Genomic DNA, 22266 nt, shown 5'->3' with positions numbered 1-22266 from the left:
GAGGTAAGGGGACCGTCGGACTTTGCTCTTGCCGCCCGCAATACTGGTGGGCGGCGGGGCGCTGGGCTATACGACGGAAAGGCGCCTGACCAGGCGCCATTTCCCATGAATGAGTGCAGGAGCCCGCTCGAAATGCGACAGACGGACCAGACGGCCGCAAGGAGGCGCGGAGCCACGATCATCGACGTTGCCAGGGTGGCAAACGTCGCAGTCGGCACCGTGTCCCGCTATCTCAACGGCCAGACGATCCGCCGGTCCAACCGCGAGCAAATCGAGCAGGCGATCCAGGATCTCGGCTATCGGCGCAATGCCGCCGCCGCTTCGATCCGCACCGATCTGACGCATATGATCGGCTTCCTGGTGCCGACCTTCGACGAATTCCACGCGCGCATGCTGGAGCATCTTGCCCATTCGGTGCGCCGAACCGGCCGGGCGCTCCTAACCTATTGCCATGGCGGCGATCCGCGCGTCGTCGCCGAAGCCCTAGATTTCTTCGCCGCGCAGCGTGTCGATGCGCTGGTCATGGATGGCACAGCGGAGGTCTATGACCGCGTCGACGACCTGATCCATCACGATATTCCGATCATCTTCTACAACAACGACGTCCGCGGGCTGGCGGCCGACCGGGTCATGGTGGAGAACCACCGCGCAAGCTATCGCATCGTCAGCCACCTCATCGATCTCGGTCACCGCCGCATCGGCATTTTGACAGGCGATCCACGCAATTCTTCGGGTATCGAGCGGCTGGCGGGCTATGAGCAAGCGCTGCGCGACCGGGGCATCACAATCGAGCCGACGCTCGCGGCGCGTGGAAACTGGCGCATGGATGGCGGTTATGAGGCGACCAAGCGATTGATGTCGCTCGAAAATCCGCCGACCGCAATCTTTTCCGCCAACTACGGCATGGCAGTCGGAGGGCTGAGCTGGCTGAAGGAGAACGGCCGCCATGTGCCCGAGGATATTTCGCTCGCCAGCTTCGACGACGTGGCGATCTTCCGGCTTTATGAAGCCGGCATCACTGCCGTCGCCCAGCCGGTCGCAAACATTGCCGAAACCATCACCGACATTCTCGTGGAACGGCTGACGGAACCATCAGGAGGGGCGACACGCAGCGTTGTCCTTGAATGCGACATCATCCTGCGAGGCTCGACGCGACGGATCACCTGACGCGTTCTGCCCGCCAAGCGGTTAAAGGGAGGAAGCTTTGGCCAGCGTAGAATTGCACGATATCGACAAGTCCTATGGCAGCTTTCAGGCGATCGAAGGCCTGAACCTGAGTGTCGAGGATGGTTCCTTCACGGTTTTCGTCGGTCCCTCCGGCTGCGGAAAATCGACGCTGCTGCGTATGATCGCCGGCCTTGAGAAGATCACCGCCGGGGACCTCACGATCGACGGGCGGCGCATGAACGAGGCCGATCCGATCGAACGCGGTGTCGCCATGGTCTTCCAGAACTACGCGCTTTATCCGCATATGACGGTGGAGCAGAATATCGGTTTCTCGCTGCGCATGGCCGGCATGGGCAAGGCCGATATCGACAGGAGCGTTGCCGCCGCCGCTGCAACCTTGCAGATCGAGCCGCTGCTCAAGCGCAAACCTGCACAGCTCTCCGGAGGCCAGCGTCAGCGCGTCGCGATCGGCCGGGCGATCGTGCGCAACCCGGCCGTCTTCCTGTTCGACGAACCCTTGTCGAACCTCGATGCGGAACTCCGCGTCTCCATGCGCGTCGAGATCGCGAAACTGCACCGGCGCATCGGCGCGACGATGATCTATGTCACGCATGACCAGACGGAAGCGATGACACTTGCCGATAAGATCGTCGTCATGCGCGCCGGCAAGATAGAGCAGGCCGGCACGCCGGACACGCTCTACGCCGATCCCGACAATTTCTTCGTCGCCGGCTTCATCGGCTCGCCGCGGATGAATTTCCTCGACGGCAAGCTGGGCGCGGATGGGGTGATCAAGCTCGATTGCGGCACGGTTTTTAGAGCCGGCATCGTCGGCCTGAGCAAGGAAATGCCAGTCAAGGTCGGCATCCGCCCGGAACATTTCACCGGACAGGACGAAGGCGGCGGCGCGATCGACGTCAAGGTCGACGTGGTGGAAAACCTTGGCGGAACGCGCTTCATCTACGGAACTCTCGCTTCGGGCCAATCTGTGATCATCGAGGATCGCTCGGAAAGAACCCTGCGCCCGGGCGAAACGGTCAGCGCCGGCTTTTCTGCGAGAAAGGCGCTGCTCTTCAGCGTTGACGGCCTGCGGATCCGCGACATCAGGCCGGCAAACAGCATCCCGGCAGAATGACGATGGCGGACAACCTTCTCTGGTACGATGCCCCTGCCCGGCTCTGGACGGATGCGCTGCCGCTCGGCAATGGTCGGCTCGGCGCCATGGTCTTCGGCGACCCTGTTTCCGAGAGGCTGCAGATCAACGAGTCCACCTTCTGGGCCGGCGGGCCTTACCGGCCGGTCAATCCCGATGCCTATGGCTACTTGGAGAAAATACGGGAACTGATCTTCGCCGGGCACTATGCGGAAGCCGAAGCAATGGCCGAAGAACATCTGATGGCGCGGCCGATCAAGCAGATGTCCTATCAGCCGATCGGCGATCTCCATATCGATTTCCTCCATTCGCAAACTGTCGGCAGCTACCGTCGCACGCTCGATCTCGACACTGCGATCGCCACGACCTCCTATGTTGCCAACGGCATCACCTTCTTTCGCGAGGCATTCGTTTCCGCGGTGGATGGCGTGCTTGTCCTGCGCCTTTCAGCGGATCGGCCCGGAGCCATCAGATGCCGGATATCGCTCGACAGCCCGCAGCAGGGGCAACTCGTCGACCAGGACGCTGCAAGACTGACTTTCTCCGGCACCGGCAAGGCGGAATGGGGCATTGCCGCCGCCCTTCGCTTTGCCTTCGGCATTCGGGTGATCAATACAGGAGGGAGCTTGATCTCCTCCGACGGCGTCATCTCCGTAGATAGTGCCGACGAGCTTGTGATTCTGCTCGATGCCTCCACAAGTTTCCGGCGTTTTGACGATGTTTCCGGCGATCCGGATGGCACTATCACTGGGCGCCTTTCGAAAGCCGGCGGCCGCAGCATCGAGGCCATGCGCCGTGACCATATCACCGAGCATCAAAGGCTGTTCCGCACTTTCGCGATCGATCTCGGCACGACGCAGGCAGCCTCGCAGCCGACCGATCGCCGGATTGCGGGCTTTGCCGACGGAGAGGATCCCGGGCTTGCGGCACTCTATGTGCAATTCGGCCGCTACCTGATGATCGCCTCGTCCCGCCCAGGCACGCAGCCTGCAAACCTGCAGGGCATCTGGAACGAGGAGGTCGATCCGCCCTGGGGCAGCAAATATACAGCCAACATCAATCTGCAGATGAATTACTGGCTGCCGGCCCCTGCCAATCTGCCCCAATGTATCGTGCCGCTGGTCGAGATGGCGGAGGAGCTTGCTGAAGCCGGACGTGAGACGGCACAAGTGCATTATCGCGCCCGCGGCTGGGTTATGCACCATAATACCGATCTCTGGCGCGCGACCGGGCCGATCGACGGCGCCAAATGGGGCCTCTGGCCGACCGGTGGCGCCTGGCTCATGACACAATTGCTTGATCTCAGCGATTACCTCGACGACGCCGATCGTCTACGCCGGCGGCTTTTCCCGGTTGCCAAGGCTGCGGCAGAGTTTGTCTTCGATGTGCTGGTGTCGCTTCCGGGCACAAACTATCTCGTGACAAACCCATCGCTTTCACCCGAGAATGTCCACCCGCACGGCGCTTCGATCTGCGCCGGGCCCGCTATGGACAGCCAGATTATCCGGGATTTCCTCAATCTGCTTCGCCCCGTCGCCACGTCCATCGGCGGCGAGGATGAGTTCGTCTCGGAGATCGATCGCGTCCTGCCGCGCCTTCCGCCCGACAGGATCGGATCAGCGGGCCAGCTCCAGGAATGGCTTGAAGACTGGGACTTGCAAGCGCCGGAAATGCACCACCGGCATGTCTCGCATCTCTATGGCCTCTATCCGAGCTGGCAGATCGACATGGACAACACGCCTGCGCTTGCCGCCGCTGCCCGTCGCTCTCTGGAGATCCGCGGTGACGACGCGACGGGCTGGGGCATCGGCTGGCGCATCAATCTCTGGGCACGGCTTCGTGACGGCGATCACGCGCTCGATGTGGTCAAACTGCTGATCGACTCTGAGCGAACCTATACCAATCTGTTCGACGCCCATCCGCCCTTCCAGATAGACGGTAATTTCGGCGGGGCCGCCGGGATTCTGGAAATGCTGGTGCAGTCTCGCCCAGGCGAAATTCACCTACTCCCGGCCCTGCCCAAAGCGTGGCCGCGCGGCTCATTGCGCGGTTTGCGGGTGCGCGGCGGCATGCTTCTCGACCTTGATTGGGAGAATGGCAGGCCGGTGAAGATTGCGATTTCGGCAGCACGGGATATTCGCACGGCCGTCCGTTTTGCGGACGGCAGGTTCAGCGTCACCCTTGCCGCTGGACAGACTTACATGGCGAGCAAGGACGATCTCTTCGCATAGAGGTCGGGCCTCTATGCGAACTCAGCTTTTAACGGCCTACATTGGCGATCAGACGATAGCGGCTTGATCGAGTGCATCATTTGCCCGCACGATATCAGCCAGTGCGCGTTGAACTTTTGACGGCCGCAGACGCTTGATCGCAAGCGTTCGTATTGCCGCTGTCCTTGCTCTTCCCTTCCTAAGACTGATCTCCCTCAGAATATCGTGCTGGTGTAGGCCATATGACTGCGAATGATGGATCAAAGGCATCGGTCCGGCCGGTTTCTTGCCAGGCGCCGACGCAATAGTTGGATGGCGCAAACAGACTGCGCGATTTATCCGGCAACTCGATGGAGAAGGCTATTGCCGCCGGAGCCTTGGTTATCTTCAATCCGGAAGGCAGACCGATGGTCTGATCCTGGAATTGGACGTCCGCGTACCTGGCATTTTTGCCGATATCATAATGCGCCTGCCGCAATCGATCGGGAAAATCCCGGTGCGAGATCACATCACCGTCAAAGACGATGCCAAGAGATCCCCAGGAACGTGTGAAGCACCCCTCCTCAAAGCGGATGAGGTCATCCAGCTCGGTCAAGGGATAGGAGTCGAAGCTCCAGCCTGATCCGAAGGGAGAACAAGCCTCCCACTTGAACTTATCGGCGTCAGTCGCATAGCCAATAAGGTTGTTGCGATGCTCCAGCTTCGCAAATCTCTTCTTCTTGGCAATCGGCGCGCGAAGGAGCCAGGTATTGTTGAAGACGTAATGCGGTCCATCCGCAATATGCGTCTCGGGAAACTTGAAAAGCACGCCCTTGGCATGCTTGTCGTCTTCGGGTCCGGGAATGTGAACGTTCCAGCCAAGATTGCCGTAGACATAGAAGTAGCCGGAGCGCTGCATTTCGAAGGAAAACGGCATGTAGCAATCGACGAATTGGTTCCGGCGGATAGTCCAGTTCCACGCGAAATTCTCAGGTTCGACGGCGTTATCCTTTATCCGCACGAACCAGTTATCTTCGATAAGAACGTTCCGAGCGAAGGCTTCCTTGGTGGACTCCGATGCCTGATTGAAGAAATGGACGCCATTGAATGCGTCTATGATGACGTTGTCGCGGATGATGACATATCCGGCAATGGTCCAAGCGCGAAAGAAGTCACCGTCATAGGCTCGTGCATCGCCAACGGGGTCAACGGGACCATCCTCGTCGCCCGATCCGTGCACCTGCTTCCAGGGGATATCGCTCCAAAGCCTGCAATCTCCTAGGGATAAGTCGGCACGAACATAACCATTGTCCCGGATCGACAGGATGTCGTCTTCACCGTGGCTTTTCGTATCCTGCACCCAGTTGCATTTTTCGATGAGCAGATGACGCGTGTAGGGACCGGCCGCACCGATCGCAATGCACCCTCCCCTGAAATCGACGCGGCGTATGAAAATGTGTTGGCAGTTATCGAGGTATATTGCTGTCGGCCAGCAGTTCCTGAAAACCAGTTCGTCGATGATAACCCATTGGCAATCCCGCAATGTCAAAACCGCATTGTCGGCCATGAAATAGATGCCGGGAAACGAACCACCTTTCTGGTGAGCGGCGGCCAGTTTGTTCGCAGTTTCCCGATAGGCGTCGAAGTCCATATCAGAGCCGAAGATCGCTCCCGGACCGGTGATGTATATAGGGCAATCCTCGGAGCCTCGTTTACCTATTATCGTTATCGGATCGGGATAACGGCCCTTTTTCAGGTAGAGCTCGCTACCGGGTCCCAGCCGGTTGAGTTTCCTATGTATATCTTCGGCATTGACCTTTATTTGCGCTTTCATTCAATGCCGCCCCAACAAAACACCTCATCGACACTATCGCCGGAGTTGATATTTTTGCCAACACTCCCAAACGGGACCCGGCACGGGGCGAGAGCTTCATCTTCAGGCCTTCGCCTCTGCTGTAATCTTGGCGCAACGTCCCGGATTTCGCCTGCCTCGCGCTTGACAAAACCGGACTGCCTGTATTTTATTCAAGCCTGCGGATTAGGCAGAGAGCGCCTCCGCATTCTTACATGACTTCGATAGTCGCTGGGCAGTTTCGCCCCATGATGGCCCCATCGCGGATGGGACGCCCTCATGGGGTTTTTGGTTTTTTTGGCTTACAGATGAATGATGCGTTGAAAATCGGCATTCTTTACTCCACCACCGGCCCTTACGGCTCGATGGGGCGCGACGCGCGCGACGGCGCGGAATTTGCGATCGCCGAATTCGCCGCAGAAAGCGGCCGGCCCATCGAGCCCGTTTTCTTCGATCCGCAGGCCGATCTTGCCGCCTATCTTGAAGGCGCGCGCCATCTGCTGCGCGCCGGCTGCCGCCACATCGTCGGCACCATTACCTCGGCCGCCCGCAAGGAAGTCATCCCGCTCATTGAAAAGCATGACGGGCTTCTCTGGTACATGTGCCCCTACGAAGGGTTCGAGGCGAACGAAAACGTCATCTATGTCGGCGGCTGCCCGAACCAGCACCTGCTGCCGCTCTTCGAATATCTGATCCCCCGCTACGGCAACCGGCCCTATCTCGTTGGCGCCAACTATGTCTGGGGCTGGGAGATGAACCGGCTCGCCCGCGAGTTGACAACCAATACAGGCGGCGAGGTTCTCGGCGAGCGTTACCTGCCGCTCGAGGAAACCGCGGTCGAGCGCATCGTCGCCGATATCGAGCAGCGTCGCCCGAGCTTCATCCTCAACAATCTGATCGGCCCCTCAAGCTACGCCTTCCATGAGGCGATCCGCCGGCTTGCCGATCGCGACGCGGCCTTCCGGCCCGAGAACTGCCCGGTCGTCAGCTGCGACCTGATGGAATGCGAGCTTGACGATATCGCGCCGGGTGCGGCCATCGGCCAGCTCTGCGCAGCCTCCTATTTCGATAGTGTTGCCACCTCCGAAAATGGCGACTTCAAACAGCGGATCCTCGCTCACTACGGCGCGCCGCGCCGCATCTCCAGCGTCTTTGCCAGTGCCTATACGGCTGTGCGTCTTTGCGTTGATGCGATCGTGGCTGCCGATGGCGACGAGCCAGCAAGCGTGCGCCGGGAATTATATAGCAAGAGCTGGGAGACGCCTTTCGGCACGCTCAATATCGACCGCGAAACCAACCACGCTGCCCTGCCCTTTCATCTCGGTCGTATCAATACACATAACGGCTTTGATGTGATCGCTTCGCGTCCGCCGCTTGCTGCTGATCCCTATCTGACCGGCCGCAACAAGACGGCTTTGCCGAAATTGCGGGTGGTATCATGAAGGAAACACCCAATTTCGCCGGCTGGCATGCTGTCGTCCTGCACCGCGAGGACGGCAATACCGAAAGACTGATCCGCCAGCTGCGCCTTCTCGGCCTGTCGGCAACCCTGCAATGGGCGCCGCTTTCGGCCGCAGGCGTGCCCGATCTCGTCATCGTCGATGCCGACCAGGGCTTTGACGATCTCCTACCCTGGAGTGGGATAACGCCGACATGCCCGGTCGTCGCCCTGCTCGGCTCGGAAGCGCCGGGCCGTATCGCCTGGGCGCTCGGCCAGGGTGCCGGTGCGATCATCGCCAAGCCGATTGCCGCCTCCGCCGTCTATCCGGCCCTCGTCATGGCCGTCTCCATTCATCAGGAGCGCAAGGGTGTCACTGAGCGCCTGCAATATCTCGAAGAGCGCGTGCGCCTGCGACCGCTCGTCCATGCCGCCGTCGAGAAGCTGATGAATGCGCATGGAGTGGATGAAGAACGCGCCTATTCGATCCTGCGCAACTGCGCCATGCGCCGCCGCCTGCCGATGGAACAGATCGCCGCCTTCATTATCGGCGGCATAGAACCCCTGCCGGAGGCGGGTTGAATGCGTGTATTGAAAGCCATTTTGCGGCAGCCGACCGCCCTCTTCGGCCTTATTGTCGTGCTTATTGTCATCGGCCTTGCCGTGGCAGCTCCCTGGATCGCGCCCTTCAACCCTAATGAGCAAATGTTCGACGGATTGTCGCTTGAAGGCGCACCGCTGCCGCCCGGCGGCCCCTATCTGCTCGGCACCGATACGCTCGGCCGCGATCTCTTTTCGCGCATGCTCTTCGGTGCACGCACCTCGCTCGTCATCGGCCTCGTTGCCAACGGCATTGCGGTCGCGATCGGCCTCCTCATCGGTATCCTCGCCGGCTACCTGCGCGGCATCGTCGGCAATGTCCTGATGCGCTTCACCGATCTGATGATGGCTTTCCCGGCGCTGCTGCTGGCAATCGTCCTTGCCGCCTTGCTGCGGCCGAGCCTCTGGATCGTCGCCATGGTGATTGCGCTCGTCAACTGGGTGCAGGTCGCCCGCATCGTCTATACGGAGACGCGCGGACTGGTGGAGCGCGACTTCATCATGGCCGAGCGCTCGCTAGGTGCCGGCCATATGCGTGTGCTTTTCCTGCATATCCTGCCGCATCTGGTGCCGACGGCGATCGTATGGGGCACGCTCGGCATCGCCACGACCGTGTTGCTCGAAGCGACGCTCTCCTTCCTCGGCATCGGCGTGCAGCCGCCGCAGCCCTCCTGGGGCAATATCATCTTCGAAAGCCAGAGTTACTTCCAGGCCGCGCCCTGGCTCGTCTTCTTCCCCGGCGCGATCATCCTGCTGACGGCACTGTCCTTCAATCTCGTCGGGGATGCGCTGCGCGACATTCTCGATCCGACCCAGCGGGGGAGAGGTTGATGGTCTTCCTCATCCTTCGCCGGCTCGTTCAGGCCGCCCTCATTCTTCTCGGCGTTGCAGCCATTACCTTCGTGCTGCTCTATGCGCTGCCGGCCGACCCGGCGCGCATGATCGCCGGACGAAGCGCCACGGCGCAGACAGTTGCCAATATCCGCCATGAACTCGGCCTCGACCAGCCGCTGCTCGTCCAGTTCAGCACCTATCTGAGCAACCTGCTGCACGGCAATCTCGGCCGCTCCTATGCGCAGAAGACCGAGGTCTGGACGCTGATCGCCGCCCGCCTGCCGGCGACGCTCGTGCTCATGCTGGCAGGCATCTTGGTGGAAGTTGCTCTCGGCCTGACCCTCGGCACGATCGCCGCCGTGCGCCGCGGCGGTTTCGTCGACCGGCTTGTCATGACGGCTTCCTTCGTCGGGGTTTCGGCGCCGCAATTCGTCGTAGCCCTGCTGCTTCTTTATGTATTTGCCGTAACGCTCGGATGGCTACCCATGAGCGGCTACGGCACCTTCGCCCATGTCGTGCTGCCGGCCTCCACCCTCGGTGTCCTTGGCGCCGGCTGGTATGCACGCATGGTGCGATCGGCCATGATCGACGTCCTCAATCAGGACTATGTACGCACGGCCCGCGCCAAGGGCCTGTCTTCGCGCCGCATCATTTTCCGCCACGCCCTACCAAACGCCATCCTGCCGATCATCGCCATGATCGGTATCGATATCGGTCAGTTCATGGGTGGCGTGGTGGTCGTCGAGGCGGTCTACGGCTGGCCAGGCATCGGTCAGCTCGCCTGGCAGGCCATCCAGCAGGTCGACATACCCATCATCATGGGCGTCACGCTGACATCAGCGCTTGCCATCGTCATCGGCAACCTGCTCGCCGATCTGGTGGCGCCGCTCATCGATCCACGCATCCGTACACGTTGACAGCAACCAGAGAAGGGGAACCCGAATGTTCAAACGCTGGCTTCGACACACAACCATGGCAACGATGGTGGCGCTCGCCCCCCTCGCAGCCACGGCACAGGAAACACCCAAGCAGGGCGGCGATATCGTCGTCACCTACAAGGACGACATCACCACGCTCGACCCGGCCATCGGTTACGACTGGGTCAACTGGTCGATGATCAAGAGCCTTTATTCGCGCCTGATGGACTATGCGCCGGGCACACCGAACCCGATCCCGTCGCTCGCCGAAAGCTTCACGGTATCGCCCGATGGCCTGACCTATACGTTCAAGCTGCACAATGGCGTGAAGTTCTCCAACGGCCGCGAAGTCGTCGCTTCCGACGTGAAATATTCGATCGAGCGCGCCGTCAATCCGAAGACGCAGGGCCCGGGCGCCGGTTTCTTCGGCGCCATCCAGGGCTTCGAGGACGAGACCGGCGGCAAGACCGAGACGCTCTCCGGCATCCAGACGCCTGACGACAGCACTGTCATCTTCCATCTGTCGCGTCCCGACGCGACCTTCCTGCACGTACTCGCCATCAACTTCGCTTCGGTCGTGCCGAAGGAAGCCGTCGAAGTTGCAGGCGGCGACTTCGGCAAAAAGCCCGTCGGTTCCGGCACCTTCATCCTGAAGGACTGGACGATCGGCCAGCAGCTCGTTTTCGAGCGCAACAAGGATTATTTCGTCAAGGGCGTACCCTATATCGACAGCTTCAAGGTCGAAGTCGGCCAGGAGCCGCTGGTTGCGCTGCTGCGCCTGCAGAAGGGTGAGGTCGATATCGCCGGCGACGGTATCCCGCCGGCGAAATTCCTCGAAATCAAGAACTCTGCCGATGGCGCAAAGATGATCGTCGACGGCGAACAGCTTCACACCGGCTACATCACGCTGAACACCAAGGTGAAGCCGTTCGACAACGTCAAGGTGCGCCAGGCGATCAACATGGCCGTCAACAAGGACCGCATCGTGCGCATCCTGAACGGTCGCGCAACACCCGCCAACCAGCCGCTCCCGCCGCTGATGCCGGGATACGACAAGTCGTTCACTGGTTATGCGTATGATGTTGCCAAGGCCAAGGCGCTACTTGCCGAAGCGGGCTTCCCGGATGGCTTCGAAACAATGCTCTACTCGACCAATACCGATCCGCAGCCGCGTATCGCCCAAGCGATCCAGCAGGATCTCGCTGCAATCGGCGTGAAGGCCGAAGTGCGAGCTCTCGCGCAGGCCAACGTCATTTCGGCCGGCGGCACGGAAGGCGAAGCGCCGATGATTTGGTCGGGCGGCATGGCCTGGATCGCCGACTTCCCGGATCCGTCTAACTTCTATGGTCCGATCCTCGGTTGCGCCGGCGCAGTTCAGGGCGGCTGGAACTGGTCTTGGTACTGCAATGCCGATCTCGACAAGCGTGCGGTTGCCGCTGACTCCATGTCCGATCCGGCAAAGTCTGCCGAACGCACCGCCGCCTGGGGCAAGGTCTTCACCGACATCATGGCCGATGCGCCGTGGGTTCCCGTCATCAACGAGCGTCGCGTCGTTGCTAAGTCGTTGCGCATGGGCGGTGCCGACAATATCTACATCGACCCCACCCGCGTCATCAACTACGACGCGATCTACGTGAAGCAATAAGCCCTAGGAAATAACGCCTTCCCGGTCCGACCGGGAAGGCCTCATAAAATCGAGGGAGACACCTTATGTGCATTGCCTGCACCCACACAATTCACCGCGCTCAGCATAATTTCGGCTGGAACAAGGATTTCGCACCGGCTGTCGTCGCCAAGCCCGGTGAGACCATCCATTTCGAATGCCTGGATTCCTCCGGCGGCCAGCTCGGCAGCGACGCGACGCTCGATACGCTGAACAATCTGGATTTCGGCAAGATCAATCCGGTTTCCGGCCCGATCTACGTCGAGGGCGCCAAGCCCGGCGATGCGCTGAAGGTAACGCTGCGCAAGTTCATTCCCTCGGGCACCGGCTGGACGGCGAATATTCCGGGTTTCGGCCTGCTGGCCGACCAGTTCAAGGATCCGGCGCTGCATGTCTGGTCCTATGACGCTAACAGCATGACGCCGGCCCTCTACGGCCCTGGCGGCCGCGTGCCGTTGAAACCCTTTGCCGGCACCATTGGTGTCGCCCCGGCCGAGCCGGGCACGCATTCCGTCGTGCCGCCCCGCCGCGTCGGCGGCAATATGGATATTCGTGACCTGACCGCAGGTGTCACTCTCTATCTGCCGATCGAGGTCGAAGGCGCACTCTTCTCCATCGGCGACACGCATGCGGCGCAAGGCGACGGCGAAGTCTGCGGCACGGCGATCGAAAGCCAGATGAATGTCGAGGCGACGATCGAACTCGTCAAGGATGCGCGCTTGCAGACGCCGCGCTTCACCACCACCGAGCCCGTCAACCGCCACCTCGACGGCGCCGGCTATGAAGTCACGACGGGTATCGGCCCCGACCTGATGACCGGCGCACGCGAAAGCGTTATGCGCATGATCGATCTTCTGACCGCGGAACATGGCATGAGCGCCGTCGACGCCTATCTGCTCTGCTCGGTCTGCGGCGATCTGCGCATCAGCGAAATCGTCGATATGCCGAACTGGGTCGTTTCCTTCTACTTCCCGAGGATCGTATTCGCGTGATTGAAGCCATGCCTGCCGCGCCCATTCTTAGCGTTCGCAATCTTAGTGTCGATGCGCGAACGCCTGACGGACGCAAACCGGTTCTGAAAGATATCAGCTTTGATCTCGCGAGCGGCGAAACGCTTTGCCTGGCCGGGGAATCCGGCTCAGGCAAATCAGTGACGTCGCTGTCAATCATGGGCTTGCTGCCGAAGGCCTCGCTCCAGGTCGCCTCCGGCAGCGTCATGCTCGGCGAACGCGATCTGCTGAAACTTTCCGACCGGGCCATGCGAAGCGTGCGCGGCGGCGATATCGCCATGGTGTTTCAGGAGCCGATGACCTCGCTCAACCCGGTCATGTCGATCGGCGCACAGCTGACGGAGGCGATCCGCGAGCATCAGGGCAGCGAGAATGCCGAAGCGATCGCACTGCAGATGCTCGACGCGGTGCAGATCACCGATCCGGCAAAACGTATGAAGCAATATCCGCACGAACTTTCTGGCGGCATGCGCCAGCGCGTGATGATCGCGATGGCGCTCTCCTGCCGTCCCAAGGTGCTGATCGCCGACGAGCCGACTACTGCACTCGATGTGACGGTGCAGGCGCAGATCCTCAAGCTGATGCGCGAGCTAAAGTCGGAATTTGGCACATCGATTATTCTCATCACCCATGACATGGGCGTCGTCGCCGAAATGGCCGATCGCGTCATTATCATGCAGAATGGCGGCATCGTCGAAGAAGGTCCGGCAGTCGGCATTTTCCGTGCGCCGCGCCAGACTTATACGCAGCAATTGCTCTCGGCCGTGCCGCGCCTTGGCGCTTTTGCCGGCACCGACGCTCCTCCGCGCATCACATCGCGCAGAGTCGAGACCCTGCATCCCGACCGCACCCCGGTCTTGAATGTACGCGGCCTCAACGTCACCTATAGCGGTGCTGCGAGCTTTCTCTTCAAGGGCAAGGCGCCCGCTGCGGCCGTCAGCGACGTTTCCTTCGATATCCTGCCTGGCGAAACGCTTGGCCTCGTCGGCGAAAGCGGATCGGGAAAATCGACCACCGGCAAGGCGGTGCTCGGCCTTATCCCCTTTACCGGCGATGTGATCATCGATGGCCGTAACATTGCCGGGCTCAGCCATCGCGAGATGCAGCCCATACGCCGCACGGCGCAGATGATCTTCCAGGACCCCTATGCCTCGCTCGACCCGCGCATGGCAGTCGGCTCCGCGATTGCCGAGCCGCTGGTCATCCACGGTATCGCGAACAAGGCCGAGCGGCAGGACAGGGTCGCGGAACTCCTGCGCCGTGTCGGCCTGACGGCGGATGCCGCCACGCGTTATCCGCACGAATTTTCCGGCGGCCAGCGCCAGCGCATCTGCATTGCGCGTGCACTGGCGCTCGAGCCGAAGCTGATCGTTGCCGATGAGAGCGTTGCGGCGCTCGACGTATCCGTGCGCGCTCGCGTGCTCGACCTGATGCTGGAACTACAGGAAAGCATGGGGCTCTCCTACCTCTTCATCTCGCACGACATGGCGGTTGTCGAACGCATGTCCCATAAGGTCGCCGTCATGCGCAGCGGCAGGATCGTCGAAACGGGCACCCGCCGCCAGATCTTCGAACATCCGGCAGAGGATTACACGAGGGCCCTGATGGCTGCCGTTCCGATCCCCGATCCGGAAGCGCGGCGAGCGCAGGTCTAAGATTTAAAGACAGGAAGCATACGTGCCTCCTTTGGAGCCGTGTAAGCTTCCGCGAGGCTTGCTGTCGGCCTCAGCCGAATCATCGCTTAAAATCGACTTTCGGCACGATCGAATGTCGGTCGCACCTGCCAGCTAGATCCCACTCGCCAGCCACATTTTCTTTCGACAGCCCGTCCAGATGGGCAAATACAGGCTCGCAGCTGCTGGATTTTAGATAAATTCAGCGTTCATCGACAACTCCCCGCGCCCCTTTGCGCGTGGCCAATCCGGCTAAGTCGTCCTAATATAGCAATATTTCGCCTTTCTATTTTACCTCTCGTTAATACCCGCGCAAGGACTGTTGTACATCTGTCACACACATCAAGGTTTAGTTAGAATTCTCTACAAAATGAGAGCTTTCATTGTTGAGCCCGTCCCCCTTTCGGTTATTTTAGGTCTTACCGAATTGATCGGGTTTTATCAGAGGGGACGTTCTTTCGTGGAACGCACTCGAACTTAGGAGATTGGCTTTCCATGAACATTCGTATGATGTTGCTTGGTTCTGCAGCTGCCCTCATCGCTGCACCGGCATTCGCAGCAGACGCAATCGTCGCTGCCGAGCCGGAACCGGTTGAATACGTTCGCGTCTGCGACGCCTACGGCACCGGCTACTTCTACATCCCCGGCACGGAAACCTGCCTGAAGATCGAAGGTTATATCCGTTTCCAGGTTAACGTCGGCGAAAACGTTGGCGGCGACAACGATTCTGACTGGGATGCTGTAACCCGCGGTCAGGTTCAGTTCACGGCCAAGAGCGACACCGAATACGGCCCGCTCACCGGCGTGATCGTTCTCCAGGCCAATGCTGACAACGCGACGAACCAGGACACGATCCTCGACTCCGCCTACCTCGACATCGCGGGCTTCCGCGCTGGTCTCTTCTACTCCTGGTGGGACGATGGTCTCTCCGGCGAAACGGACGATATCGGTTCTGTCGTAACGCTGCATAACTCGATCCGTTATCAGTACGAAACCGGCACCTTCTACGCCGGCATCAGCGTCGATGAACTGGAAGACGGCATCTACCAGGGTGATACCTTCGATGCCGCCGGCGACCTAATTCCGAACGACGGCCCGAACAATGTCGGCGTTGCCTTCGGCATCGGCGGCACGGCTGGTGCCTTCAGCTACCAGATCACCGGCGGCTGGGACTTCGACAACGAAGACGGTGCTATCCGCGCCATGGGTACGGCTGAACTCGGCCCGGGCACACTCGGCCTCGCTGTTGTCTACTCCAGCGGCCCGAACTCCTACTACTCGACGGCTGAATGGGCAGTTGCTGCCGAATACGCCATCAAGGCTACCGACAAGCTGAAGATCACCCCTGGTGTTCAGTACTACGGCAACTACATCGGCGGTGCCGACCCATTCGACACCGTTCCGGATAGCTTCGACGGTACCGGCGATGCCTGGAAGGCCGGTCTGACGGTTGACTACCAGATCGTCGACAACTTCTACGCCAAGGCTTCGGTTCAGTACCTGGATCCGGAAGATGGCGACGACTCCACGACCGGTTACTTCCGTCTGCAGCGCTCGTTCTAATTTGAACATTGAAGACCCCGGGATCGTATCTCGGGGTTTTTCATCACAGGCTTCTGGTTTGGTGACCTCCAATTCAGAAGAAAGAGGTCGGTCCGGTTCCCTGCTGGATCGGCCTCACCCATCGATACAGAAATCCACTCCTGTAGATGGTTCTGGCTCGCCCTCATCCGAGGGCGAGCTTTTTACTTGACGGGACTGGGTTGTCCGACGGCCGGGGGTCTTTGTCGGCGGCTGAGGGTCTGAAGAACCAGCCGCCGGTTTCCTTCGAGAGAGAATTGCAGCCGGTAACGTAACAGTCGCTCTGGTCGCAGATCGCGCGCCTGTCCTGGCCAGGGACAGAGCGATTGCCGCCGCTTTCGTACTCCGGTGCGAGATCGCTACGCGCTCAGACCATATTCAGCGGTATCAACTGGCGCAGTCTTGGGTCGCGCAGATACAGGCCACCCCAGGCAGCAACGCCGAGAAGAAGGCTGACGATCTGGGGAGGCGTAAAAAACTCACCCAGGCGGAAGTGCGTGCAGATAGCACCGCCGAGAAAACCGGTCACCAGTATCGCACCAAGGAAGGCTGTTTTTGGAACAGCATAAAGGATCGCGCAGATCGCAATGATAACGCCGAGCGCTGGAGCGAGATTGACAGGAAAACCGGTTGCTTCCATTTCCGCCCTTATGAAATCCGGTGCAAAAAGGTTGGTGGCCGCATCGGCAAGAAGCAGAACAACAACTGCCGCTGACAGAATTCGCCCAATCCAGATCGACATTATCACTGCCTCTTCAATTGCCGGTCTCAGTCCGGCTTATGGTGTGGTCTGGATGTTGTCCATTCGGCATCAACCTCCCAATCGGAGATTTGGTCCTCCGCGTTCGGTGACGTCTGCAGTTCCAAACGTTACGCTCATGATTGTCGCCTACGCAGTCGGCGCCATCCGTGGCAACTATTTCTCTCTCGCCGAGGCAAAAACGACGCTGGCATCACTGACGATTTCTACATGCGAATAAGCTGCTTTTGCAGCGGCTACGCCATCTGCGCGCATGATCGCAGTCACGATCATGTCGTGCTCGTCATAGGATTTCGCAAGCCGACCCGGCAGCCGGAACTGCGCCCTGCGGAAAGGTGCGAGCCGGGCCCGACTCTGGGTTACCAGTTCATAGATATGCTCGTTATGCGCACCGCGATAGAGCCGGGTGTGGAACTCTGTATTGTGAACAGCATAGTCCTCTTCCGCACCCTGATGCACGAGGCGAGCGGAAGCGCGATGTTCGATTTCCAGCATGCGCCGCTCGTCAACCGTCATCCGCTCGGCGGCTAGACGCGCGCAGACACCTTCGAGCTCCGCCATCGCCTCGAACATCGAATGCAGATAGGTTTCGGTCACGTTGGTGACGACAGCGCTGCGGTTTGGCTCCCGATCGACGAGCCCCATTGCGCCGAGTTCGCGAAGCGCCTCGCGCACTGGCGTGCGCGACACTTCGAAACGGGCCGCAAGCGAGATCTCGTCAAGCTTGTCGCCCGGCAGAATCCGCCCGGTCACGATCATATCGGCAATTGCCCGCACCATCTGTTCGACGGTCGTTCCTGCCCGGATGATCTCTCTGCGCCTGACCTGCTTCAAGGAATGATTCTGTCCGTTACTTGCATGCATACACATGCATTGCTGACGTCCCAAAGTCAAATACAGCAGCAAATCATTGTTTTAATAAAGAAAAGCAATAGCCGATGCGTTAAGATGCGGAACATGAAAGCATCTGACGCCGAAATTAGCTAATTTTATAGTCTCTGCATAGTTTTTAATCTTACGTTGCTAAAAATTGCATACACTTTTCTGCAGCGTTTTGCGGGGCCCCGAACATTTCCAATGTATTCAATGGAATAAAATCTGGCACGGTCATTGCATACACTTTTCCGTAATCGATTGAACCGGCAAAACTGCCGCAAGAGGAGCATTCTGATGACCAAACTCCTTTCCATGAACCGCCGCCATTTCCTTCAGGCTTCTGCCGCTACCGCCCTGGTCGGCGCAGCTCCCGGCTTCCTCTCCTCGCCTGCACTTGCGCAGACGGCGCTGACCGTTGGCTTCATCTATGTCGGCCCGAAGGATGACTATGGCTATAACCAGTCGCACGCCGAGGGCGCTGCAGTCGTCAAGGCGCTACAGGGCATTACTGTCGTCGAAGAAGAAAATGTGCCGGAGACCGTCGACGTCCAGAAAACGATGGAATCGATGATCAATCTCGATGGCGCGACCCTGCTGTTCCCGACCTCCTTCGGCTATTTCGACCCGCATATGCTGGCGATGGCCGCCAAATATCCCGATATCCAGTTCCGCCATTGCGGCGGCCTCTGGCAGGAAGGAAAGAACCCGGCCAATACCGGTTCCTATTTCGGCTATATCTTCCAAGGCCAGTACCTGAACGGCATTGCCGCTGGCCATGCGACGAAGAGCAAGAAGATCGGCTTTGTTGCCGCCAAACCGATCCCGCAGGTTCTGCAGAACATCAACGCTTTCCTGCTCGGCGCGCGCACGGTCGATCCGACCATCACCTGCCAGGTGATCTTCACCGGTGAGTGGTCACTCGCCGTCAAGGAAGCAGAAGCCACCAATGCGCTGGTAGATCAGGGCGCCGACGTTATCACTTGCCATGTCGACAGCCCGAAGGTCGTCGTCGAGACGGCCGCCGGCCGCGGCGCCTTTGTCTGCGGTTATCACGCCAACCAGAGCCCGCTTGCTCCCGAAAAGTACCTCACTGGTGCGGAATGGGCCTGGGGCAATGTCTACAGCGATTTCGTCAAGAAGGCACAGGCCGGCGAAAAGCTCGGCAATTTCGTCCGCGGTGGCCTGAAAGACGGTTTCGTCAAGATGAGCGCACTCGGACCCGGTGTTTCCGAGGCGGGCCGCAAGGCTTTCGAAGCCACCCACGCCGAGATGATGAAGGGCGGCTTCTCGGTCTTCAAGGGTCCACTGAAGGACAATAAGGGCAATTCCGTCGTGACCGCCGACAAGAGCTACGCCGAAGACGCGATCGAGCTCGAGAGCATGAATTATCTGGTCGAGGGCGTCGTCGGGTCCACGGCGTAAACCGAAAAGGGAGAAGCGCCATGACTGTCCAGGCCAACGATCCCGCAATCTCAGTCGCTTCCGAAAAGCCGGCGTCGCTGCGCCCCTTCCTCGAATGGATCGCGCGACATGCCGAACCTGTTGTCATCGGCCTTGCGGCCATCCTGATCGGTCTTGCGCTCTTCTCCTTGTTCATCCTGGCGATTGGCAGATCGCCGGCGATGCTCTTCCAGCTCATGTATACCGGCGGCTTCGGCAGCTGGTTTTCGGTGCAGAACAGCCTAAGCCGTGCCGCACCCCTTCTCCTGACGGCACTTTGCGTCGCCCTGCCCGCCCGCCTCGGCCTCGTCATCATCGGCGGGGAAGGAGCGGTCGTGCTGGGCGGCGTTGCCGCCGCGGCCATGGCCATGCCGCTTGCAGGCCCCGCGCCTGTTTTCCTGACCCTCATTCTCATGGGCATTGCCGCCATGGTGGTCGGCGGTATCTGGATCGGCCTAGCCGGCTTCCTGCGCCACTATCGCGGCGTCAACGAGACGATCTCGTCGCTGCTGCTGTCCTATATCGCCATCGCCCTGATGAACCAGTTCGTCGAAGGGCCGCTGCGTGATCCTGCCAGCCTCAACAAACCTTCGACCACGCCGCTGCCGCCAGAATATATGCTCGGCAACATCCCGGGCATGGACGTGCATTGGGGTCTCGTGATCGGCATCGTCGCCTGTATCCTCTCCTGGATCCTGATCGAGGTGACGAGCTACGGCTTTGCGGCCCGCATCGCCGGCGGCAATGTACGCGCCGCCCAGATCCAAGGTCTTCCGGTCGGCAGGCTGATCGTCGGCTTCACCGCGATCGCCGGCAGTTTTGCAGGCCTCGCCGGCATGGTCGAGGTCGCCGCCGTCCAGGGCAGCGCCAATGCATCGCTTGCCGCAGGTTACGGTTACACCGGCATCCTCGTCGCCTTCCTCGCCCGGCACAATCCGCTGGCGATCATTCCGGTCGCGATCCTGCTCGGCGGCATCGATGCCTCGGGCGGCCTCATCCAGCGCCGCATGGGCCTGCCGGATGCCACCGTTCTGGTGCTGCAGGGCACGCTCTTCATTGTCATTCTCTTCTGCGAGACCTTCTACGGCCGCTTCAAGATCTTCAATCCCGACCTCTGGAAAAGGAGCCTCTGATGGAAGAGACAGGTATCGGCATATGGGGCGTGCCCCTCGGCATCCTCGCAGGCGCCATCCGCGTTTCCACGCCCTTCATTTTCGTCAGCCTCGGCGAGACCATCACCGAACGCTCCGGCCGCATCAATCTCGGCCTTGAAGGCACGCTGGTCTTCGGTGCCATGACGGCCTACGCCGTTGCCGTCATGAGCAATTCGCCCTGGCTCGGCGTGCTGGCGGCCATGGCGACGGGTGGGGTCTTCGGCCTCGTGCATGGCTGGATCTGCAAATGGCCTAAGGTCAACGATATCGCGATCGGCATCGCCATGATGCAGTTCGGGCTCGGTCTTGCCTTCTTTCTTGGTAAGCCGTTCATCCAGCCGGCCGCGCCGCACCTGCCTGCAATCCCCCTGGGTTTCTGGTCCAGCATGCCCCAGATCCAGGCGGCGCTGAATATCAATGTACTCTTCCTGCTTGGCGCGGCACTCGCCTTCATACTCTGGTGGGCCTTCAAGAACACCCGTGTCGGCCTGGTCCTGCGCGTCGTCGGCGACAGCACTGATGCCGCACGCGCCATGGGCATCAACCCGGATCGCGTCCGCCTGTTTGCCACCGCCGTCGGCGGTTCGCTGGCGGCAATCGGCGGCGCCTATCTATCGCTCTATTATCCCGGTTCCTGGAATGAGGGCATTTCCTCCGGCCAGGGCCTGATGGCCGTCGCACTCGTCGTCTTCGCCCGCTGGAACCCGATCGGCTGCTTCCTCGCCGCTCTGCTCTTCGGCGGCGCTGGCGCGCTAGGGCCAGCACTGCAATCGGTCGGCGTCACACAGGGTTACTACCTTTTTTATGCCGCCCCCTACGTGCTGACGCTGGTTATCATGATCGCGACGTCCTCGCCGACACGTTCGCTCGCCGGTGCACCCGGCGCGCTTTCCCTGACGAAATAAGCCCGAGAGAAATAAGCATGAAAGGAGCCAAGCCATGAATGGTCTCGGCGGATTGAACAAGTCGGAACATGGCGTCGGCATCGGCCTTGTGCAGCTGCAGCTTCCTGTCACCATCACAAGGGAAGATCTCGCCCGCCAGACGCAGCTGATCGTCGATCTCGTCGGCAAGGCGCGGCGCAACCAGCCCGGCATGGATCTGGTCGTCTTTCCGGAATATGCCCTGCACGGCCTGTCGATGGATATTAATCCCGAGATCATGTGCACGCTCGACGGGCCGGAGGTCGCGGCCTTCAAGAAGGCCTGCAGGGAGAACGCGATCTGGGGCTGCTTCTCGATCATGGAGCTGAACCCTGATGGTATGCCCTATAATTCCGGTATCATCATCGACGATAAAGGCGAGCTGAAGCTCTATTACCGCAAGATGCACCCCTGGGTGCCTGTCGAACCCTGGGAGCCCGGCAACTTCGGCGTTCCCGTCATCGACGGGCCGAAAGGCGCCAAGCTCGCGCTCATCATCTGCCATGATGGCATGTTTCCCGAGATGGCGCGCGAATGCGCGTATAAGGGTGCGGAAATCATGATCCGCACGGCCGGCTACACGGCGCCGATCCGCGAAAGCTGGAAATTCACCAACCAGTCGAACGCCTTCTGCAACCTCATGCTCACGGCGAGCGTCTGCATGTGCGGCTCTGACGGCACCTTCAACTCGATGGGCGAAGGCATGATCTGCAATTTCGACGGCTCGATCATCGCCCATGGCACATCCGGCCGGGTCAACGAGATCATCACCGCTGAGGTTCGGCCCGATCTCGTCCGCGAAGCACAACTCGGCTGGGGGGTCGAAAACAACATCTATCAGTTCGGCCATCGCGGCTATGTCGCTGTTTCCGGTGGCGCTGGCGATGCGCCCTATTCCTACATGCACGATCTTATCGCCGGCAAATACCGCCTCCCTTGGGAGAATCAGGTGAAGGTCACGGACGGCACATCCTGCGGCTTCGACAAGCCGACGCGCCGCTACGGCGAAACATTCAAACTCGCGGGTGAATAGGAG

The 22266-nt window shown here is 60.2% G+C and carries 18 protein-coding genes; 15 read left to right on the top strand and 3 right to left on the bottom strand.

Annotation, left to right across the window (positions count from 1 at the left end; translation table 11 throughout):
- The first annotated feature begins 132 nt into the window (after positions 1-132).
- Genes ACR9ZQ_RS32700 through ACR9ZQ_RS32690 form a run of 3 tightly spaced genes read left to right on the top strand, consistent with a single transcriptional unit; the run spans position 133 to position 4551 of the window.
- On the top strand, positions 133-1167 hold the full coding sequence (locus tag ACR9ZQ_RS32700; RefSeq protein ID WP_481429740.1) for a LacI family DNA-binding transcriptional regulator: 1035 nt from the start codon (positions 133-135) through the stop codon (positions 1165-1167).
- A gap of 37 nt (positions 1168-1204) precedes the next feature.
- The gene (locus tag ACR9ZQ_RS32695) at positions 1205-2302 is read left to right on the top strand and encodes an ABC transporter ATP-binding protein (protein ID WP_481429739.1); all 1098 of its coding nucleotides are present in this window, start codon (positions 1205-1207) and stop codon (positions 2300-2302) included.
- 2 nt (positions 2303-2304) lie between these two features.
- Complete coding sequence (locus ACR9ZQ_RS32690) at positions 2305-4551, top strand: glycoside hydrolase family 95 protein (protein WP_481429738.1); 2247 nt, start codon at positions 2305-2307, stop codon at positions 4549-4551.
- A gap of 178 nt (positions 4552-4729) precedes the next feature.
- Here ACR9ZQ_RS32690 and ACR9ZQ_RS32685 read toward each other — a convergent pair whose 3' ends face one another.
- A complete protein-coding gene (locus ACR9ZQ_RS32685; RefSeq protein WP_481429737.1) occupies positions 4730-6343 on the bottom strand; it encodes a right-handed parallel beta-helix repeat-containing protein in 1614 nt (537 codons plus the stop codon).
- 326 nt (positions 6344-6669) lie between these two features.
- Between ACR9ZQ_RS32685 and ACR9ZQ_RS32680 the strand changes: the two genes are divergently transcribed.
- The 8 genes from ACR9ZQ_RS32680 (at position 6670) to ACR9ZQ_RS32645 (ending at position 16059) form a co-directional block, all read left to right on the top strand.
- The gene (locus tag ACR9ZQ_RS32680) at positions 6670-7803 is read left to right on the top strand and encodes a transporter substrate-binding protein (RefSeq protein WP_310382062.1); all 1134 of its coding nucleotides are present in this window, start codon (positions 6670-6672) and stop codon (positions 7801-7803) included.
- Positions 7800-8381, top strand: a complete 582-nt coding sequence (locus tag ACR9ZQ_RS32675; RefSeq protein WP_310382061.1) for an ANTAR domain-containing response regulator — start codon at positions 7800-7802, stop codon at positions 8379-8381. The genes ACR9ZQ_RS32680 and ACR9ZQ_RS32675 overlap by 4 nt, the downstream gene beginning before the upstream one ends.
- Entirely contained in the window at positions 8382-9230 is an 849-nt protein-coding gene (locus ACR9ZQ_RS32670; RefSeq protein WP_481429736.1) for an ABC transporter permease, read from the top strand.
- A complete protein-coding gene (locus ACR9ZQ_RS32665; RefSeq protein WP_481429735.1) occupies positions 9230-10150 on the top strand; it encodes an ABC transporter permease in 921 nt (306 codons plus the stop codon). Before ACR9ZQ_RS32670 ends, ACR9ZQ_RS32665 begins: the two co-directional genes overlap by 1 nt.
- Before the next feature lie 25 nt (positions 10151-10175).
- Complete coding sequence (locus ACR9ZQ_RS32660; RefSeq protein ID WP_481429734.1) at positions 10176-11795, top strand: ABC transporter substrate-binding protein; 1620 nt, start codon at positions 10176-10178, stop codon at positions 11793-11795.
- Positions 11796-11860: 65 nt separating this feature from the next.
- Entirely contained in the window at positions 11861-12805 is a 945-nt protein-coding gene (locus ACR9ZQ_RS32655) for an acetamidase/formamidase family protein (RefSeq protein WP_481429733.1), read from the top strand.
- Positions 12802-14478, top strand: coding sequence for an ABC transporter ATP-binding protein (locus ACR9ZQ_RS32650; RefSeq protein ID WP_481429732.1), 1677 nt, complete (start codon positions 12802-12804; stop codon positions 14476-14478). Before ACR9ZQ_RS32655 ends, ACR9ZQ_RS32650 begins: the two co-directional genes overlap by 4 nt.
- A gap of 513 nt (positions 14479-14991) precedes the next feature.
- The gene (locus tag ACR9ZQ_RS32645) at positions 14992-16059 is read left to right on the top strand and encodes a porin (protein WP_481429731.1); all 1068 of its coding nucleotides are present in this window, start codon (positions 14992-14994) and stop codon (positions 16057-16059) included.
- A 385-nt stretch (positions 16060-16444) separates the two neighbouring features.
- Here ACR9ZQ_RS32645 and ACR9ZQ_RS32640 read toward each other — a convergent pair whose 3' ends face one another.
- The gene (locus ACR9ZQ_RS32640) at positions 16445-16819 is read right to left on the bottom strand and encodes a DoxX family protein (RefSeq protein WP_481429730.1); all 375 of its coding nucleotides are present in this window, start codon (positions 16817-16819) and stop codon (positions 16445-16447) included.
- 174 nt (positions 16820-16993) lie between these two features.
- A complete protein-coding gene (locus ACR9ZQ_RS32635) occupies positions 16994-17701 on the bottom strand; it encodes a GntR family transcriptional regulator (RefSeq protein WP_481430960.1) in 708 nt (235 codons plus the stop codon).
- A gap of 306 nt (positions 17702-18007) precedes the next feature.
- Between ACR9ZQ_RS32635 and ACR9ZQ_RS32630 the strand changes: the two genes are divergently transcribed.
- The 4 genes from ACR9ZQ_RS32630 to ACR9ZQ_RS32615 are packed head-to-tail and all read left to right on the top strand — an operon-like array spanning position 18008 to position 22263.
- Entirely contained in the window at positions 18008-19135 is a 1128-nt protein-coding gene (locus tag ACR9ZQ_RS32630; protein WP_310382053.1) for a BMP family ABC transporter substrate-binding protein, read from the top strand.
- Between the two features lie 20 nt (positions 19136-19155).
- Entirely contained in the window at positions 19156-20286 is a 1131-nt protein-coding gene (locus ACR9ZQ_RS32625; RefSeq protein WP_310382051.1) for an ABC transporter permease, read from the top strand.
- On the top strand, positions 20286-21212 hold the full coding sequence (locus tag ACR9ZQ_RS32620; RefSeq protein ID WP_481429729.1) for an ABC transporter permease: 927 nt from the start codon (positions 20286-20288) through the stop codon (positions 21210-21212). Before ACR9ZQ_RS32625 ends, ACR9ZQ_RS32620 begins: the two co-directional genes overlap by 1 nt.
- A gap of 34 nt (positions 21213-21246) precedes the next feature.
- Positions 21247-22263: a formamidase gene (locus ACR9ZQ_RS32615; RefSeq protein WP_481429728.1), complete on the top strand. Its 1017-nt coding sequence runs from the start codon at positions 21247-21249 to the stop codon at positions 22261-22263.
- Positions 22264-22266: the final 3 nt, after the last annotated feature.

This window comes from Rhizobium sp. KNZ14-9A (assembly GCF_056755015.1).
This window is presented reverse-complemented; position numbering and strand designations above follow the sequence as displayed.